The sequence below is a fragment of the Streptomyces sp. NBC_01571 genome (assembly GCF_026339875.1).
In the GTDB taxonomy this organism is placed as follows: domain Bacteria; phylum Actinomycetota; class Actinomycetes; order Streptomycetales; family Streptomycetaceae; genus Streptomyces.
In genome coordinates, this window is sequence record NZ_JAPEPZ010000001.1 from 5454944 (window position 1) to 5471041 (window position 16098).

Annotated in this window: 14 protein-coding genes and 1 pseudogene; 10 read left to right on the forward strand and 5 right to left on the reverse strand. The window is 72.3% G+C overall.

The genetic code is table 11. The features are described from left to right. Position 1: 1 nt before the first annotated feature. Positions 2 to 502 carry an Lrp/AsnC family transcriptional regulator gene (locus tag OHB41_RS24580; protein WP_385086152.1) on the reverse strand — a complete coding sequence of 167 codons (501 nt, stop codon included), beginning with the start codon at positions 500 to 502 and terminating at the stop codon, positions 2 to 4. A 174-nt stretch (positions 503 to 676) separates the two neighbouring features. Between OHB41_RS24580 and pdhA the strand changes: the two genes are divergently transcribed. The 5 genes from pdhA to OHB41_RS24605 are packed head-to-tail and all read left to right on the forward strand — an operon-like array spanning position 677 to position 6755. Then, the gene (gene pdhA, locus OHB41_RS24585) at positions 677 to 1843 is read left to right on the forward strand and encodes a pyruvate dehydrogenase (acetyl-transferring) E1 component subunit alpha (RefSeq protein ID WP_266700348.1); all 1167 of its coding nucleotides are present in this window, start codon (positions 677 to 679) and stop codon (positions 1841 to 1843) included. Beyond that, on the forward strand, positions 1840 to 2844 hold the full coding sequence (locus tag OHB41_RS24590) for an alpha-ketoacid dehydrogenase subunit beta (protein WP_266700349.1): 1005 nt from the start codon (positions 1840 to 1842) through the stop codon (positions 2842 to 2844). The genes pdhA and OHB41_RS24590 overlap by 4 nt, the downstream gene beginning before the upstream one ends. After that, complete coding sequence (locus OHB41_RS24595) at positions 2844 to 4313, forward strand: dihydrolipoamide acetyltransferase family protein (protein WP_266700350.1); 1470 nt, start codon at positions 2844 to 2846, stop codon at positions 4311 to 4313. The genes OHB41_RS24590 and OHB41_RS24595 overlap by 1 nt, the downstream gene beginning before the upstream one ends. 25 nt (positions 4314 to 4338) lie before the next feature. Beyond that, complete coding sequence (gene mobA, locus OHB41_RS24600; RefSeq protein WP_266700351.1) at positions 4339 to 5337, forward strand: NTP transferase domain-containing protein; 999 nt, start codon at positions 4339 to 4341, stop codon at positions 5335 to 5337. Then, the gene (locus tag OHB41_RS24605) at positions 5337 to 6755 is read left to right on the forward strand and encodes a molybdopterin molybdotransferase MoeA (RefSeq protein ID WP_266700352.1); all 1419 of its coding nucleotides are present in this window, start codon (positions 5337 to 5339) and stop codon (positions 6753 to 6755) included. The genes mobA and OHB41_RS24605 overlap by 1 nt, the downstream gene beginning before the upstream one ends. A gap of 164 nt (positions 6756 to 6919) precedes the next feature. Here OHB41_RS24605 and OHB41_RS24610 read toward each other — a convergent pair whose 3' ends face one another. Then, positions 6920 to 7507 carry a hypothetical protein gene (locus OHB41_RS24610; protein WP_266700353.1) on the reverse strand — a complete coding sequence of 196 codons (588 nt, stop codon included), beginning with the start codon at positions 7505 to 7507 and terminating at the stop codon, positions 6920 to 6922. A gap of 192 nt (positions 7508 to 7699) precedes the next feature. After that, the gene (locus OHB41_RS24615; protein ID WP_266700354.1) at positions 7700 to 8809 is read right to left on the reverse strand and encodes a potassium channel family protein; all 1110 of its coding nucleotides are present in this window, start codon (positions 8807 to 8809) and stop codon (positions 7700 to 7702) included. A gap of 179 nt (positions 8810 to 8988) precedes the next feature. Between OHB41_RS24615 and OHB41_RS24620 the strand changes: the two are divergent. Next, a pseudogene (locus OHB41_RS24620) lies at positions 8989 to 9666 on the forward strand (potassium channel family protein); the annotation flags it as partial. Positions 9667 to 9676: 10 nt separating this feature from the next. After that, positions 9677 to 10657, forward strand: a complete 981-nt coding sequence (locus OHB41_RS24625) for an NAD(P)H-quinone oxidoreductase (RefSeq protein WP_266700355.1) — start codon at positions 9677 to 9679, stop codon at positions 10655 to 10657. 89 nt (positions 10658 to 10746) lie between these two features. Here the strand turns inward: OHB41_RS24625 and OHB41_RS24630 are convergent, their stop codons facing one another. After that, positions 10747 to 11067, reverse strand: a complete 321-nt coding sequence (locus tag OHB41_RS24630; RefSeq protein WP_266700356.1) for a hypothetical protein — start codon at positions 11065 to 11067, stop codon at positions 10747 to 10749. 241 nt (positions 11068 to 11308) lie between these two features. Here OHB41_RS24630 and OHB41_RS24635 point away from each other — a divergent pair, with 241 nt between their 5' ends. Further along, on the forward strand, positions 11309 to 11509 hold the full coding sequence (locus OHB41_RS24635) for a hypothetical protein (protein ID WP_266700357.1): 201 nt from the start codon (positions 11309 to 11311) through the stop codon (positions 11507 to 11509). A 135-nt stretch (positions 11510 to 11644) separates the two neighbouring features. After that, complete coding sequence (locus tag OHB41_RS24640) at positions 11645 to 12187, forward strand: bacterial proteasome activator family protein (RefSeq protein WP_266700358.1); 543 nt, start codon at positions 11645 to 11647, stop codon at positions 12185 to 12187. Positions 12188 to 12423: 236 nt separating this feature from the next. Here OHB41_RS24640 and OHB41_RS24645 read toward each other — a convergent pair whose 3' ends face one another. Further along, positions 12424 to 14058 (reverse strand): protein kinase domain-containing protein, encoded by a 1635-nt coding sequence (locus tag OHB41_RS24645; RefSeq protein WP_266700359.1) that lies wholly within the window; start codon positions 14056 to 14058, stop codon positions 12424 to 12426. 388 nt (positions 14059 to 14446) lie between these two features. On the opposite strand from OHB41_RS24645, the gene OHB41_RS24650 reads away from it, so the two are divergent. After that, a complete protein-coding gene (locus OHB41_RS24650) occupies positions 14447 to 16012 on the forward strand; it encodes a protein kinase domain-containing protein (protein ID WP_266700360.1) in 1566 nt (521 codons plus the stop codon). Positions 16013 to 16098: the final 86 nt, after the last annotated feature.

Genomic DNA, 16098 nt, shown 5'->3' on the forward strand with positions numbered 1-16098 from the left:
CTCAGCCCTCCGGTTCCAGGTCCTCCTCCTCGAACACCAGCAGCGTCCGCGTGCTGAGTACCTCCGGGATCGCCTGGAGCCGGGTGAGGACCAGCTCGCGCAGCGCCCTGTTGTCAGGCGTGTGGACCAGCAGAAGCACGTCGAAGTCACCGCCCACCAGTGCGATGTGGGACGCCCCGGGAAGGACCCGCAGCTGCTCGCGCACCGTGCGCCAGGAGTTCTGCACGATCTTGAGGGTGATGTACGCCGAGGTGCCCTGTCCCGCGCGTTCGTGGTCGACGCGCGCCCCGAAGCCGCGGATCACGCCGTCCTCGATGAGGCGGTTGATCCGCGCGTAGGCGTTCGCCCGTGACACGTGGACCCGTTCGGCCACGGAACGTATGGAGGCGCGGCCGTCCGCCTGGAGCATCTGCAGGATGTCCTGGTCGATCGCGTCGAGCGGACGGGCGGGCGGCGCGACGGCGCCGGCCTCCGGCGGCTCGGCCATTTGTTCAGGTGCCATGTCCCCCCGCCTCCCTACCATGGACGTACTGCGTCCATCTCAGGCTGTGCAGAACCGTTTGTCCACAGCCTGCCGGTGCCTGTAGCCAAAATGTGCCGACGACCGAACAATCGGTAGGTGAGGCGCACCACACCCGTGATGCGTCCCGAGCCGCTCCCACGAGGAGGTGCCGTCATGACGGTCATGGAGCAGCGAGGTGCTTACCGGCCCACGCCGCCGCCCGCCTGGCAGCCCCGCACCGACCCCGCGCCGCTGCTGCCCGACGCGCTGCCCCATCGCGTCCTCGGCACCGAAACGGCCGCACAGGTCGACCCGGATCTGCTGCGCCGTCTGTACACGGAGCTGGTGCGAGGCCGCCGCTACAACACGCAGGCCACGGCTCTCACCAAGCAGGGCCGCCTCGCGGTCTACCCCTCCAGCACGGGCCAGGAGGCCTGTGAGGTCGCCGCCGCGCTCGTCCTGGAGGAACGCGACTGGCTCTTCCCCAGCTACCGCGACACCCTCGCCGCCGTCGCCCGCGGCCTCGACCCCGTCCAGGCCCTGACCCTCCTGCGCGGCGACTGGCACACCGGGTACGACCCCCGTGAGCACCGCATCGCTCCGCTGTGCACCCCGCTCGCCACCCAGCTTCCGCACGCGGTGGGCCTCGCGCACGCCGCCCGTCTCAAGGGCGACGACGTGGTCGCGCTCGCCCTGGTGGGCGACGGCGGCACCAGCGAGGGCGACTTCCACGAGGCGCTGAACTTCGCCGCCGTGTGGCAGGTCCCGGTCGTCTTCCTCGTCCAGAACAACGGCTTCGCCATCTCCGTCCCGCTCGACAAGCAGACCGCGGCTCCTTCGCTGGCCCACAAGGCCGTCGGCTACGGAATGCCCGGGCGCCTGGTCGACGGGAACGACGCGGCGGCCGTGCACGAGGTCCTGAGCGACGCCGTGCGCCACGCGCGCGCCGGCGGCGGTCCGACGCTCGTCGAGGCCGTGACGTACCGCATCGAGGCCCATACGAACGCCGACGACGCGACCCGCTACCGCGGTGACTCCGAGGTCGAGACCTGGCGCGCGCACGACCCGATCGTGCTCCTGGAGCAGGAGCTGACCGCGCGTGGTCTCCTCGACGAGGAGGGCATCCAGGCCGCCCGTGAGGCCGCCGAGGCGATGGCCGCGGACCTGCGTGCCCGGATGAACCAGGACCCGGTGCTCGACCCCATGGATCTGTTCGCCCATGTGTATGCCGAGCCCACACCGCAACTGCGCGAACAGGAAGCGCAGTTGCGTGCGGAGCTGGCGGCCGAGGCCGAGCCGGACTCCGCCGCCGGATCCGAGTCGGAAGGCAGCGGCCGATGACCACCGTCGCCCTCAAACCCGCCACCATGGCGCAGGCCCTCACCCGCGCGCTGCGCGACGCCATGGCCGCCGATCCGAGCGTCCACGTCATGGGCGAGGACGTCGGCACCCTCGGCGGCGTCTTCCGCGTCACCGACGGGCTCGCCAAGGAGTTCGGCGAGGACCGCTGCACGGACACCCCGCTCGCCGAGGCGGGCATCCTCGGCACGGCCGTCGGCATGGCGATGTACGGGCTGCGGCCGGTCGTGGAGATGCAGTTCGACGCCTTCGCCTACCCGGCCTTCGAGCAGCTGATCTCGCACGTGGCGCGGATGCGCAACCGCACCCGCGGCGCCATGCCGCTGCCGCTGACCATCCGTGTGCCGTACGGCGGCGGCATCGGCGGCGTGGAGCACCACAGCGACTCCTCCGAGGCGTACTACATGGCGACTCCGGGGCTCCATGTCGTCACGCCCGCGACGGTCGCCGACGCCTACGGGCTGCTGCGCGCCTCCATCGCCTCCGACGACCCGGTCGTCTTCCTGGAGCCCAAGCGGCTGTACTGGTCGAAGGACTCCTGGAACCCCGACGAGCCGCAGTCCGTGGAGCCCATAGGCCGCGCGGTGGTGCGCCGGCCGGGCAGCAGCGCCACGCTCATCACCTACGGGCCGTCCGTGCCCGTCTGCCTGGAGGCGGCCGAGGCCGCGCGGGCCGAGGGCTGGGACCTCGAGGTCGTCGATCTGCGCTCCCTCGTCCCCTTCGACGACGAGACGGTGGCGGCGTCGGTGCGGCGGACCGGCCGCGCGGTCGTCGTGCACGAGTCGGGCGGCTACGGCGGTCCCGGCGGGGAGATAGCGGCCCGGGTGAGCGAGCGCTGTTTCCACCACCTCGAGGCGCCGGTGCTGCGCGTGGCCGGGTTCGACATCCCGTATCCGCCGCCGATGCTGGAGCGGCACCATCTGCCCGGCGTCGACCGGATCCTGGACGCCGTGGCGCGTCTCCAGTGGGAGGCGGACAACTGATGGCCCAGGTGCTGGAGTTCAAGCTTCCCGACCTCGGCGAGGGCCTCACCGAGGCGGAGATCGTCCGCTGGCTCGTCGAGGTCGGTGACGTCGTCGCCGTCGACCAGCCCGTCGTGGAGGTGGAGACCGCCAAGGCGATGGTCGAGGTCCCGTGTCCCTACGGGGGCGTGGTCACGGCCCGCTTCGGCGAGGAGGGCACGGAGCTGCCGGTCGGCTCCCCCCTGCTGACGGTCGCGGTCGGCGGCGACGCGCCGGCGTCCGGCGGTGCGGACGAAGGGTCCGGCAACGTGCTCGTGGGCTACGGCACGGGAGCGCCTCCGGCGCGTCGCAAGAGGGTGCGGACCAGCCCGGTCGCGCCCGTCCGGCCCGCCGACGGAGCCGTGTCGAACGGCGGCTCCCCGGCCGCCGCCCAGGGAGTGGACGGTACGTCCGGACCACTCGGAACGGGCCGGGTGGCCGGCGTGGACACGGCGGCCCCGGGACGTACGGCCGTGCCGGAGCGCACGGACGCGCGCGGGCTGACGGGCGCGCGGGGACTCGGGAACGCGGGGACACGGACGACCGGTCCCGTTCCCGTCATCTCCCCGCTGGTCCGCAGGATCGCCCGGGAGAACGGCCTGGACCTGAGGCAACTGACGGGCTCCGGCCCCGACGGACTGATCCTGCGGGCGGACGTGGAGCACGCGCTGCGCTCGGCCGACGGCACCGTCCTGCGGGCGGAGACCCTCGCGGTCCCCCGCCCACCCGAAACCGCCTCCACTCCCACCGCCACGCCCGGGGCCGACACCCGTGTTCCCCTGCGCGGCATCCGGGGCGCCGTCGCCGACAAGCTCTCCCGCAGCCGGCACGAGATCCCCGACGCGACCTGCTGGGTGGACGCCGACGCGACCGAACTCCTCGCCGCCCGCGCGGCGATGAACGCCGCCGGCGGTCCGAAGATCTCCCTGCTCGCGCTGCTGGCCAGGATCTGCACGGCCGCGCTGGCCCGCCATCCGGAGCTCAACTCGACCGTCGACATGGAAGCCCGCGAGATCGTCCGGCTCGGGCACGTCCACCTCGGCTTCGCGGCACAGACCGAACGCGGCCTCGTCGTCCCCGTCGTCCGGGACGCGCACACCCGCGACGCGCAGTCGCTGAGCGCCGAGTTCGCCCGGCTGACCGAGGCCGCACGGACCGGGACCCTGACCCCCGGCGACCTCACGGGCGGCACCTTCACGCTGAACAACTACGGGGTGTTCGGCGTCGACGGCTCCACGCCGATCATCAACCACCCCGAGGCGGCCATGCTCGGTGTCGGCCGGATCGTCGCCAAACCCTGGGTGCACCAGGGCGAGCTGGCGGTGCGGCAGGTCGTCCAGCTCTCGCTCACCTTCGACCACCGGGTGTGCGACGGCGGCACGGCGGGCGGCTTCCTGCGGTACGTGGCGGACTGTGTCGAACAGCCGGCGGTGCTTCTGCGTTCCCTGTGATCGCCGCGGCCCGCATACTCGGGGAATGACCGCGTACGAGCCACCGGGCGCCCCCGGCCCCACCGCCCCGTACGACGCCGTCGTGCTCGCCGGCGGTGCCGCCCGGCGGCTGGGCGGCGCGGACAAACCCGGTGTGCGGGTGGGCGGGCGCCCCCTGCTCGACCGGGTCCTCGCCGCCTGTGCGGCGGCCACCACCACGGTGGTCGTGGCCGAGCCCAGAACCACCGTGCGTCCCGTGCGGTGGGCCCACGAGGAGCCACCCGGCGGGGGGCCGCTGGCCGCCCTCGACGCCGGGCTGCGCCGCACGTCGGCGGAGGACGTCGTGGTGCTCTCCGCCGACCTGCCGTTCCTGGACGAGGGGACGGTACGCCGACTGCTGGACGCGCTCCGGGGGAGCCACGCCCCGCGTGGCCCGGGGCGCCCCGACGGCGTTCTGCTCAGCGACCCCGACGGCCGCGACCAGCCGCTCGTGGCCGCGTACCGGGCGGGGGCGCTGCGCCGGGAACTGGCCGCGCTCGACTCGGCGCACGGCGGACTCACCGGTCTGCCGCTGCGACGGCTCACCGCCGCGCTGGATCTCACCCGCATCTCCGACCCCGTCGCGTCCTTCGACTGCGACACCTGGGACGACATCGCCGCCGCCCGGGCACGTATCAGGGAGCATGGGCACGTGTTGGATGAATGGATTTCCGCAGTCAAGGACGAGCTGGGCATCGACCTGGACGTCGACACCGGCGTTCTGCTCGACCTGGCCCGCGACGCCGCGCACGGAGTGGCGCGGCCGGCGGCACCGCTGACCACGTTCCTCGTGGGATACGCGGCCGCGCGGGCCGGGGGAGGCCCCGAGGCCGTGGCCGAGGCCGCCCGCAAAGCCGCGGCGCTGGCGCTGCGCTGGGCCGACGAGGACACCCCCGGGGACACTCCCGGCGCCGAACCCGGAGCAGGATCCGGCGCCACACCCGGCTCTCACACCCCCACGGGTTCCGGCACCGGACCCGGCTCCGACGCCGCCCCGGACGCCTGATGACCTCGCCGGGCGCCCGCGTCGGCCGGGACGCCGACGAATTCGACGTGGAGGAGGCCCTGGCCTTGGTCAAGGACCCCCGACGCTCGGCGGGCCACGGCGACGCCGCGACCGGCACACCCGTGCCCGAGGCCGTGCCCCCCTCGCACGCCGTGCGGACCGGGCACGGCGGAGAGCGCAAGGCCACCCCCTGGCCCGGCGCCCGCACCACCGCCGAGCGGGCCGCCCGTTCACTGCCGCACCGTGCTCCCGTCTCCGTCCCGCTGGACGCCGCCCTGGGCCTGGTGACCGCGGCGCCGCTCACCGCGCTCACGGACCTGCCCTCCTTCGACACCTCCGCGATGGACGGCTGGGCGGTCGCCGGTCCCGGCCCCTGGGACGTCCGCGACGAGGGCGTCCTCGCGGGCCACGCGAAGCCGGAGCCCCTCACCGACGGCGAGGCGGTGCGGATCGCCACCGGAGCACGCGTCCCGCGGGACGCCACCGCCGTCCTGCGCAGCGAACACGGACGCATCGACGACAAGGGGCGGCTGCACGCGACCCTCCCCGAAGGCCTCGGCTCCGGGCGGGCCGGCGGAACGCCCACGGTCGTGCACGGACAGGACATCCGGCCGCGCGGCCAGGAATGCCGCAGCGGCGACGGGCTTCTGCCCACCGGCGCCCTGGTCACTCCCGCCGTGCTGGGCCTCGCCGCGGCCGCCGGATACGACACCCTCGCCGTCATCCCCCGCGCACGCGTCGAAGTCCTGGTCCTCGGTGACGAGTTGCTCACCGAGGGACTCCCCCGGGAGGGACTGATCCGGGACGCGCTCGGCCCGATGCTGCCGCCCTGGCTGCGCGCGCTCGGCGCCGACGTCGTTGCCGTACGCAGACTGGGCGACGATGCCAAAGCCCTGTACAAGGCGATCACCGGCTCCGCCGCCGACGTGATCGTCACGACCGGCGGCACCGCCGCGGGTCCCGTCGACCACGTCCACCCGACCCTGAGCCGTATCGGCGCCACTCTCCTCGTGGACGGCGTCGAGGTGCGCCCGGGCCATCCCATGCTGCTGGCCCGCACCAAGGAGAACCAGCATCTCGTCGGCCTGCCCGGCAACCCTCTGGCGGCCATCTCCGGGCTGCTCACACTCGCCGAGCCGCTGCTGCGGAACCTGGCGGGGCGGGTGGCGCCGGAGCCGTACACACTGCCCGTCAGGGACGGGGTGCACGGGCACCCGTACGACACCCGTCTCATCCCCGTCACCTTGCACGGGGACCAGGCGGTTCCGCTGCGCTACAACGGTCCGGCCATGCTGCGCGGCATCGCCGCCGCCGACGCTCTCGCGGTCGTTCCGCCCGGTGGCGCCCGCCCGGGTCAGGAGCTGGAACTCCTTGATCTGCCCTGGGCGTTGGCCGGCGTCGGTACCTGCTCGACATGAGTCAGGGCGTCGCCCGGCGTCGGTACCTGCTCGACATGAGTCAGGGCGTCGGCCGGCGTCGGCTCATGCGCCGGGCGGTGAGGGGGATCGGGGCGTGTTTCACGTGAAACGTCCGGACCGTGCTCCGGTCGTCCGGGTGGGGCGGCGGCTGAAGCGGCGGCCTGTCACCACTCGTCGTCGTGGACCACCCGGAAGCTGCCCACGACGCCGTCGTCACCGAACATGGCACCGGCGATCAGTGCGTCGGTCCCGAACGCGTCTCCGTTGACGGGACTGGTCACGACGCCGTTCGTGGCGCCATGGGGGCCGACGGTGGCGACCGGGGAGCCGCCGTTGCAGTTGAACCCGCGGTAGACCTCGACGGTCCTCCTGCTGTCGTTGTAGATGCTGAAGCTGTTGGCGCCCAGCCCGCTGGCCGCGGCGATGCAGCCCTCGATGGAGCCGGAGTACGTCCGCTCGTTGAAGTAGATGTACCCGGGTCCCTCGTGGTCGCGGCCCCCGCGGCCCTCGTGGTCGCGCCCCCCGCGGTCGCCGCCCTCGCCCTTGTTCCTGCTCACGGTGCCGCCATCGAGGGGAGGCGTGGCGGGGATGGCCTTCTTGGCGGACGGCGCCGCCTTCTTGACGGACGAGACCGCCCGCTGGACGGACGGGGCGGCCTGCGTGGACTCGGCGGGCGAGGCGTAGGTGATGCCGGTGGTGGCGAAGGCCGCTGCGCCTACGGCGGCGGCCACGGCGAAAGTACGCGTGGGCATGGGACTTCTCTCTGCCTCGGAGACGTCGGCCGGACAGCCGACCTGCGTTGAACGTACTAATGGCTGCATTGACTGTCATGTCGGGCATGTCCAACGTGTGATGTCGGGGGACCGGACGGGTGCAAAAGCGGAACTCCCCGCATATCGGCGCGGAGATGGGTGCCTGGTGTGTCGTCAGCGCGCGTCGCCGGGTCAACTGCGCGGAAGGCTCTGCCTGATGCTGATCACCCGGTCGCCGAACTGAAGGGCCGCGGCCTCCGGGTCGGTGTGGTCCAGCACCCTCTTGCGCCGCACGACGGCGACGACGAGATCGGAGCACTCGCGGGGAGACCGGCCCACCTCGTCCTTGGTCACCGCACGTTCGACGAGATCGAGTCCGCTGCCGTGGGTCATCAGGTCCTCCAGGGTGTCGGCCGCGTGCGGGCTGGCCACGGACACGCCGAGGAGACGGCCGGCCGAGCTGGAACTCGTGACCACGGTGTCCGCGCCGCTCTGTCTGAGCAGGGGGACGTTCTCGTCCTCCCGGACCGCGACGACGAGAGTGGCCCGCTTGTTGAGCTGGCGCGCGGTGAGCGTGACCAGTGCCGCGGTGTCGTCGCGCTGCGGGGCGACGATGACGCGCGCGGCCGTCTGCAACTCGGCCTTGCGAAGGGTGTCGGTGCGGGTCGCGTCGCCGAGCACGGCCACGAGCCCGTCGCTGCCGGCGGCCTCGACCGCCTTGCGCTGTGGATCGACGACGACGATGTGGTCCTTCGCCGTGCCCTGGCCCAGCAGCGACTCGACGGCGTGCCGCCCCTTGGTGCCGTATCCGACGACCACGACGTGATCCCGCATCCGCGAACGCCACCGGTGGACGCGCACCTGTTGGCGGGTGCGTTCCGTGAGGACCTCGAGCGTGGTGCCGACCAGGATGATCAGGAACAGCACGCGCAGCGGCGTGATGACGAGGATGTTGGTGAGCCGGGCGGCGTCGCTCACCGGAGTGATGTCGCCGTATCCGGTGGTCGAGAGGGTGACGGTCGCGTAGTACGCGGCGTCCAGGAAGTCGACAGTGCCGTCCGCGTTGTCGTTGTAGCCGTCACGGTCGACCCAGACCAGAAGTGTCGTGACGGCCAGTACCAACAGCGCCATGGCCAGTCGCCGCAGGACCTGCTGGAGCGGTGGCAGTGTCCTCTCGGCAGGCATGGTGATGGCGCGCGCGGCTTCGGCGTCCTCCAGGGCTTCGCCCCGCGACCGGTACCAGAGGGACCGGAGGATCGAGAACTTCTCGGGTCTGGGGAGGGGCTGCTTCTCGTGGCTCATGGCTTGCCCCCTGCGGCGGTGATCCAGTCGGTCGGCACGGTGACCATGGTCCCGGACGAACGCCCTCGGCACGCGGGCCGACCGTCCTGTCGGCAGTGGCGTCGTCCCCGTTGGCAGTAGCGTCGTCACCGTTGCCCGGTTCGTAGGGTGCGTTCGGAAGACTGCTGGAGGGGCGGGTCTTGAGGGACCACACGGTTGTTGTCGGCTTCGGGACCAAGGGGCGGTCGGCGGTGCAGACCGTCTGCGCGAAGGGACTGAGGAAGGAACTGGTCGTGGTCGTCGACCCGAACTCCGAGGCGGTCGACGCGGCGAAGGCGGACGGATACGCGGGGGTCGTCGGGGACGCGACCCGCAGCGACGTGCTGGTGCGGGCCGAGGTCCAGAAGGCACGGCAGATCATCGTCGCGACCCAGCGCGACGACACGGCCGTGCTGGTCACGCTGACCGCCCGGCAGCTCAACCGCGAGGCGAAGATCGTCGCCGCGGTGCGGGAGGAGGAGAACGCGCCGCTGGTGCGGCAGTCAGGCGCCGACGCCGTCATCACCAGCGCCAGCGCGGCGGGACGGCTCCTCGGACTCTCCGTGCTCAGCCCCAGCGCGGGCCTGGTCATGGAGGACCTCATCCAGCAGGGCAGCGGGCTCGGCATCGTCGAACGCCCGGTCATGAGGGCCGAGGTGGGCAAGGGCGTGCGCGAGACCGACGACCTGGTGGTGAGCGTCGTACGGGGACATCGGGTGCTGGGATACGCCGATCCGGCCGTCGGGACGCTCCAGCCGACCGACCGGCTCATCACCATCGTGCGGGCCGCTCCGCGTCCACCGGTGGCGCCGGGCACCCGTTCCCTCCCGCAGGAGTAGCGTCGCCCTCATGTACGCGATCACGATTCCTGAACCTGGTGGGCCCGAGGCGCTGGTGTGGGCCGAGGTCCCGGACCCCGTGCCCGGCGACGGCGAAGTCCTTGTCGAGGTGGTGGCGAGCGCGGTCAACCGTGCCGACCTGATGCAGCGGCAGGGCTTCTACAACCCGCCGCCCGGAGCGTCCCCCTACCCCGGTCTCGAATGCGCGGGACGCATCGTCGAGATGGGGCCCGGTGTCTCGGGCTGGGCCGTCGGTGACGAGGTGTGCGCGCTGCTCGCGGGCGGTGGGTACGCCGAGAAGGTCGTCGTCCCGGCCGGACAGCTGCTGCCCGTGCCCGAGGGCCTGGACCTCAAGCAGGCGGCGGCGCTGCCCGAGGTGGCCTGCACCGTCTGGTCGAACGTCTTCATGATCTCCCACCTGCGTCCGGGCGAGACCCTGCTCCTGCACGGCGGCTCCAGCGGCATCGGCACCATGGGGATCCAGCTCGCCAAGGCCGTGGGCGCGAAGGTCGCCGTCACGGCGGGCACCAAGGAGAAACTCGACTTCTGCGCCGAGCTCGGCGCGGACATCCTCATCAACTACCGCGAGCAGGACTTCGTCGAGGAGATCGAGCGGGCCACGGGCGGTACGGGTGCCGACGTCATCCTCGACAACATGGGCGCCAAGTACCTCGACCGCAACGTGCAGGCCCTCGCCGTCAACGGACGGCTCGCGATCATCGGCCTGCAGGGCGGTGCCAAGGGCGAGCTGAACATCGGCGCGCTCCTCACCAAGCGGGGCGCCGTCAGCGCGACCTCGCTGCGTGCCCGCCCGCTCGGCGAGAAGGCGGCGATCGTCGCGGCCGTACGCGAGCACGTGTGGCCGCTGATCGAGTCCGGTCACGTGCGCCCGGTGGTCGACCGTGAGCTGCCGATGAGCGAGGCCGCGGCGGCGCACCGGATCCTGGAGGAGAGCGGTCACATCGGCAAGGTGCTGCTCGTCGCTCCCTGACGTGTGCCCATGGCGGCCTCCGGCGTCCCCTGTGCGGGCCGGCGACGGTCGGCGTGGCGGTGGGCGGGTGGCGTGGCTGGGCGGCCCGCTCAGCCACGCCGCAGGCGCAGGGCGAGGAAGGCCATCCCCAGGCCCAGGCCGATGAGGATCAGGCCGCCGCCCAGCGGCAGGATCCGCAGCGTCGGCCGCGCCGGCGCGGCCGGGCGGACGACGTGCTGCTCGACGGGTACGGCCGCGTTCGGCGGCGGCCCGGTGGTGACGTCGGAGCCGGGGCTCTCCTGGAGGGGGTCCCGGTCCGTGTACGTCGGCGCGGAGTCCTCGTCGTATGCGCCCTCACCCTGGTTTCTCTCCTCGCGCCCCGGCCGCGCACGGCCCTCTCCCGCCTCGCTTCCCGCGCGGGAGTCCTCCACGGCTGGGGTGGGTCCGGCGGCCTCCGGAACGGACGGGGCGTCGGCGGGGGCCGATCCGGGGGTCGATCCGGAGACCGAAGCGGCGGCCGGGACGGATGGCGGGCGGGGCGGTCGCGCGGCCGGCGAGCGCGACGCGGAGGGCCGGCGGGCCGGTGACGCGGAGGGCCGACGGCTCGGTGACGCGGACGGCCGGCGGGACGGCTCCGCGGACGGCCGCCGGGACGGTTCCGCGGAGGATGACGTGGCCGGTGAAGCAGAGGACGACCTGGCCGGTGAAGCGGGCGGCGAGGTGGCCGGTGACGCGGACGGTGGGGCGGACGACGCGGCCGCGTACGAGGCGGCCCAGAACGGGTATGCCATGGCGGTCGCCAGTATCAGCAGCAATATCGGCCCGCGGGATGAGCTGAGCCATGGAGTCACGCCGGTGACCCCCTCCCGGTAGAGGAGTCCCATGATCATTGGGGCAAGCCTCACATGACGCCCTCTTCCCGGCATCTCGACGGTGACCGGGCGAGTGGATCACTCTGTGTGGGGGGCGCCACCGTGATGAGGTGGAGTGGTGCGAGACAATGGCGGCATGGAGATGCCGAGGAACGAAAGGTCGCCGGAGGACCCCCAGATCCTGGTCGTGGGCCAGGACGGAATGGCTCTCGGTGGCACCGGTGACGAGGACTCCCGCGAGGTCCCGGTGACAGAGATGGTCGAACAGCCAGCCAAGGTCATGCGCATCGGGAGCATGATCAAGCAACTTCTCGAAGAGGTGCGCGCCGCGCCCCTGGACGAGGCGAGCCGGGTCCGGCTCAAGGAGATCCACGCCAGCTCCGTGAAGGAGCTGGAGGACGGCCTGGCACCCGAACTGGTCGAGGAGCTGGAGCGGCTCTCGCTGCCCTTCACCCACGACGCGACTCCCAGCGACGCCGAGCTGCGGATCGCGCAGGCGCAGCTGGTGGGCTGGCTCGAGGGTCTCTTCCACGGAATCCAGACGACCCTGTTCGCGCAGCAGATGGCGGCCAGGGCACAGCTGGAGCAGATGCGCCGCGCCCTTCCGCCGGGCGTCGGCGGCTTGGACGGCGACGAGGATCCGCGCACGGGCGGCCGCTCGGGCGGCCCTTACCTGTAGGTCCCGGTTACCGGTAGGTCCCGGCGGCGTCGCGGGCGGGGAAGCGGCCCGGGTCGGCGCGGCGGCCCGCCGCGCGTATCGCGTCTCCCCCCGGGTCCGCGGCCGGTGCACCGGCCCGCTCGACGGCACGGACACAGCGGGCCCGGCACGAAAGTGCCGGGCCCGCTGTGTCTTCCGGTCGTCGGGGGCCGGTGGCAGACGTCCCCGGTCGTCGGGGACCGGCCGTCACCGACGGTTCAGGACGGGTCGCCGGTCGAGACCTTCAGCTCGATCTCCGGCATGTCCTTCGGGTCGACGTCCGTTCCGGCGGTGGGGAACTGCTCCATGACCGTGCCCTCGCCGTACGTGTTCTCGTCGACGGGGGTTTCGTTCATCTGCCAGCCCGCGGCCTGGAAACAGGACTTGACCGACTTGATGTACCGGTAGGTGAAGTCGGGAACCTGGATCTTGTCCGGGTCGTCGTACGACTCCTGCGGATCCGTGCACTTCTCCGTGTCGATCGTCTTCGACGTCTCCGGACCCCGGTGGCCCGCCACCACGGACGGCGACGTGCTCGCACCGCCGCCACCGCCCTTGTCGTCACTGCCGCCGCCGTTCATCGAGAGGGCGGTGATCAGACCGCCGATCGCGACGATCGCGACGACGATCGATCCGATGACGACCCCCTTGTTGCTCCTGCGGCCCCCCGGACCGCCCGAGGCGGACGTCACGTGCTGGGGCGCGAGGTTGTACGGCGGCGGGGTCGGCACACCGTGCTGCGGGCCGTACGGCGTGGTCTGCGGGGCCGGCTGATAGCCCCCCTGCTGGGGATAGCCGTACGCCGGGGAGGCCGCGGGCGGCGGGGTCGGCGCGCCGTAGGGGCCCGGCTGGTACGGCGTCTGCACGGGACCCGGCGTCGGCATCGACTGGTCGACCGGCGGGAAGACGGCGGAGCCCACGCCCGCGCCGCTCGACGTCCTGGCACCCGGCACGATGCTCGGCGGGGCGGCATGGAGCGACTGGGCCACGCGCAGGCACTCGTCGCGCATCGCCTCGGCGCTCGGGAAGCGCTCGTTCGGGTTCTTCTTCAGCGCACGGGCGATCAGCGCGTCCACGGCCGGCGGCAGCGAGCGGTTGACCGAGGAGGGCGCGACCGGCTCCTCCTGGACGTGCGCGTACGCGATGGCCAGCGGCGAGTCCGCCTCGAACGGCAGCCGTCCGGTGACCAGTTGGAACAGCATGATGCCGACCGAGTACAGGTCCGACCGGGCGTCCACGCCCCTGCCGAGCGCCTGCTCGGGAGAGAGGTACTGCGGGGTGCCGACGACCATGCCGGTCTGGGTCATCGAGGTGACCCCGGACTGCATGGCGCGGGCGATGCCGAAGTCCATCACCTTGACGACGTTGCGCTTCGTCATCATCACGTTGCCCGGCTTGATGTCCCGGTGGACCAGACCCATCTCGTGGCTGATCTCCAGGGCGGCCAGCACGTCCGCGGTGATCTTCAGGGCCTTGTCGGCGGGCATGGCGCCGTACTGCCGGATGTCCGCGTCGAGGACCGAGCCGAGCGGCTTGCCCTCGATGTACTCCATGACGATGTACGGCGTCGTCATGCCGTCGAGGTTGTCCTCGCCGGTGTCGAAGACCGAGACGATGTTCGTGTGCGTGAGCTTGGCCACCGACTGGGCCTCGCGGCGGAAACGCTCGCGGAAGGCCTGCTCACGGCCGAGCTCCGTGTGCAGTGTCTTGATCGCCACCTGGCGGTCGAGCACCGAGTCGTACGCGAGATGCACCGAAGCCATGCCGCCCTCGCCGAGCAGATCGCGCAGCTGGTAGCGGCCGCCGGCGACCGCGCGCCCCGCGTACCGGCCCTGTGCGCCGTCCTGGCTCATGTTCTGCGTCCCCCATCGGCACGGCGGCAGCGTCGGCTGGTTGCTCCCGCGGTCCGTGATCGATTGACTGTGATCGAATCGATCGACTGTGATCACCCGTGTTCCGGTGATCGATTGGCTGATTCCCGGCCAAGTCTGCCCGAGGGCGGTGACACGTCAAGCTCGGTGCCCGTTCCGTGACCGTACGCGAAAGAAGCGTCGCGGAAGCGTTACAGGTGCCGTGCGGGCGGTACACAGGATTTGCGCGCGGGCACCCGGGGCGGGTTGGATGGCCGGTCCATCTCGATTCCATCTCGGACCGGCACCCCGCGCCGAGCCTGTAGCGTGGCTCGACGGAGACCGTAACAACCACCGCGCAGACCGCGGGCAGAAACGACGGCGAGGACTGATGGCACAGCAGCAGCGCGCTCAGGGCCCGTCCGACCCCGAGGCGACTGGCGGCGGTATGTCAGATGCGCCGGAGATGTGGGGTAACGGCGGACTTGTGGGGGATGGCCGGTATCGGCTGACCCACAGACTAGGCCGGGGCGGCATGGCCGAGGTGTTCGCGGCCGAGGACGTGCGCCTCGGGCGCACCGTCGCGGTCAAACTGCTCCGCTCGGATCTGGCCGAGGACCCGGTCTCGAAGGCCCGCTTCACGCGCGAGGCCCAGTCGGTGGCCGGACTCAACCACCACGCCGTGGTCGCCGTGTACGACTCCGGCGAGGACGTGGTCGGGCACGGGGTCGTCCCGTACATCGTGATGGAGTTGGTCGAGGGCCGCACCATCCGTGACCTGCTCATCAACGCCGAGGCCCCGGGGCCCGAGCAGGCGCTGATCATCGTCTCGGGTGTGCTGGAGGCGCTGGCCTACTCGCACCAGCACGGCATCGTGCACCGCGACATCAAGCCGGCGAACGTGATCATCACGCAGACCGGTGCCGTGAAGGTGATGGACTTCGGCATCGCGCGCGCCCTGCACGGCGCGCAGTCGACGATGACCCAGACCGGCATGGTCATGGGCACGCCGCAGTACCTCTCCCCGGAGCAGGCGCTCGGCAAGGCCGTCGACCACCGCTCGGACCTGTACGCGACCGGCTGCCTGCTCTACGAACTTCTCGCGCTGCGGCCCCCGTTCACCGGTGAGACGCCGCTGTCGGTGGTCTACCAGCACGTCCAGGACATCCCGGTGCCTCCGTCCGAGGTCGCGGCGGCGGCGCCGCCGGAGCTCGACGGGCTGGTCATGCGCTCGCTCGCGAAGGAGCCGGACGACCGGTTCCAGACCGCCGAGGAGATGCGCGGGCTCGTCCAGTACGGCCTGCAGATGCTGTACGACCAGGGCGGACACACCGGCACCTGGAACACCGGACCGGTCACGGTGCACGAGGGGCTGAACGCCCCGGCGGCGGGCTTCGCGGGCACGACCGCGCTGCCGCACCCGGGTGATTCCGGCACGACGCAGATCCCGGCGCCGATCATCCCGCCGTACGGCGGCGGTGACGACGGCGGCTTCGAGGGGCACGGCAACGGGGGCGGCGGCCGCGGCAAGCTGTGGATCCTCGCGGTGCTCGCGGTGATCGCGATCGCGGCGGGGGTCGCGCTCGCGCTCAACAACACCGGTGGCGGCGGCGGCAGCGGCGGCACCGGTACGACCCAGTCGCCCACGGTCACGCGGTCCGACAAGGGCGACGAGCCCAGCGAGAGCCCGAGCGACGACTCCACCGACACCTCGACGGACAGTTCCACGGACAACGGCACGGGCTCGGACTCCGGTTCGGACTACACGCCGTCGGACACCCCCTCCGAGAGCTACAGCAGCCGGCCCTCGGACGAGCCGTCCGACGAGCCTTCGGACACCCCGACGAAGTCGACGCCCTCGGAACCGTCGAACGAACCGAGCAGCGATGCGCCGGCGTCTCCGGACCCCACGGGAGACGGCGGTGGCGACACCCAGGGCAACACCGCGAATCCTTGAGGGGATCCGACCGAAACGCCCCCCACGCGCGCGTGAGGCCCGGAAACGGGCGCCACGCGCGCGTGGTGTTTCCGGGCCGCCGGAGC

What these genes read in the sequence shown, in the direction of transcription:
- mobA (WP_266700351.1), top strand. Translation starts at nt 4,339, where the DNA reads ATGACCGCGTACGAGCCACCGGGCGCCCCCGGCCCCACCGCCCCGTAC.
- OHB41_RS24590 (WP_266700349.1), top strand. Translation starts at nt 1,840, where the DNA reads ATGACCACCGTCGCCCTCAAACCCGCCACCATGGCGCAGGCCCTCACC.
- OHB41_RS24605 (WP_266700352.1), top strand. Translation starts at nt 5,337, where the DNA reads ATGACCTCGCCGGGCGCCCGCGTCGGCCGGGACGCCGACGAATTCGAC.
- OHB41_RS24650 (WP_266700360.1), top strand. Translation starts at nt 14,447, where the DNA reads ATGGCACAGCAGCAGCGCGCTCAGGGCCCGTCCGACCCCGAGGCGACT.
- OHB41_RS24640 (WP_266700358.1), top strand. Translation starts at nt 11,645, where the DNA reads ATGGAGATGCCGAGGAACGAAAGGTCGCCGGAGGACCCCCAGATCCTG.
- OHB41_RS24645 (WP_266700359.1), bottom strand. Translation starts at nt 14,058, where the DNA reads ATGAGCCAGGACGGCGCACAGGGCCGGTACGCGGGGCGCGCGGTCGCC.
- OHB41_RS24610 (WP_266700353.1), bottom strand. Translation starts at nt 7,507, where the DNA reads ATGCCCACGCGTACTTTCGCCGTGGCCGCCGCCGTAGGCGCAGCGGCC.
- OHB41_RS24580 (WP_385086152.1), bottom strand. Translation starts at nt 502, where the DNA reads ATGGCACCTGAACAAATGGCCGAGCCGCCGGAGGCCGGCGCCGTCGCG.
- OHB41_RS24615 (WP_266700354.1), bottom strand. Translation starts at nt 8,809, where the DNA reads ATGAGCCACGAGAAGCAGCCCCTCCCCAGACCCGAGAAGTTCTCGATC.
- pdhA (WP_266700348.1), top strand. Translation starts at nt 677, where the DNA reads ATGACGGTCATGGAGCAGCGAGGTGCTTACCGGCCCACGCCGCCGCCC.
- OHB41_RS24625 (WP_266700355.1), top strand. Translation starts at nt 9,677, where the DNA reads ATGTACGCGATCACGATTCCTGAACCTGGTGGGCCCGAGGCGCTGGTG.
- OHB41_RS24595 (WP_266700350.1), top strand. Translation starts at nt 2,844, where the DNA reads ATGGCCCAGGTGCTGGAGTTCAAGCTTCCCGACCTCGGCGAGGGCCTC.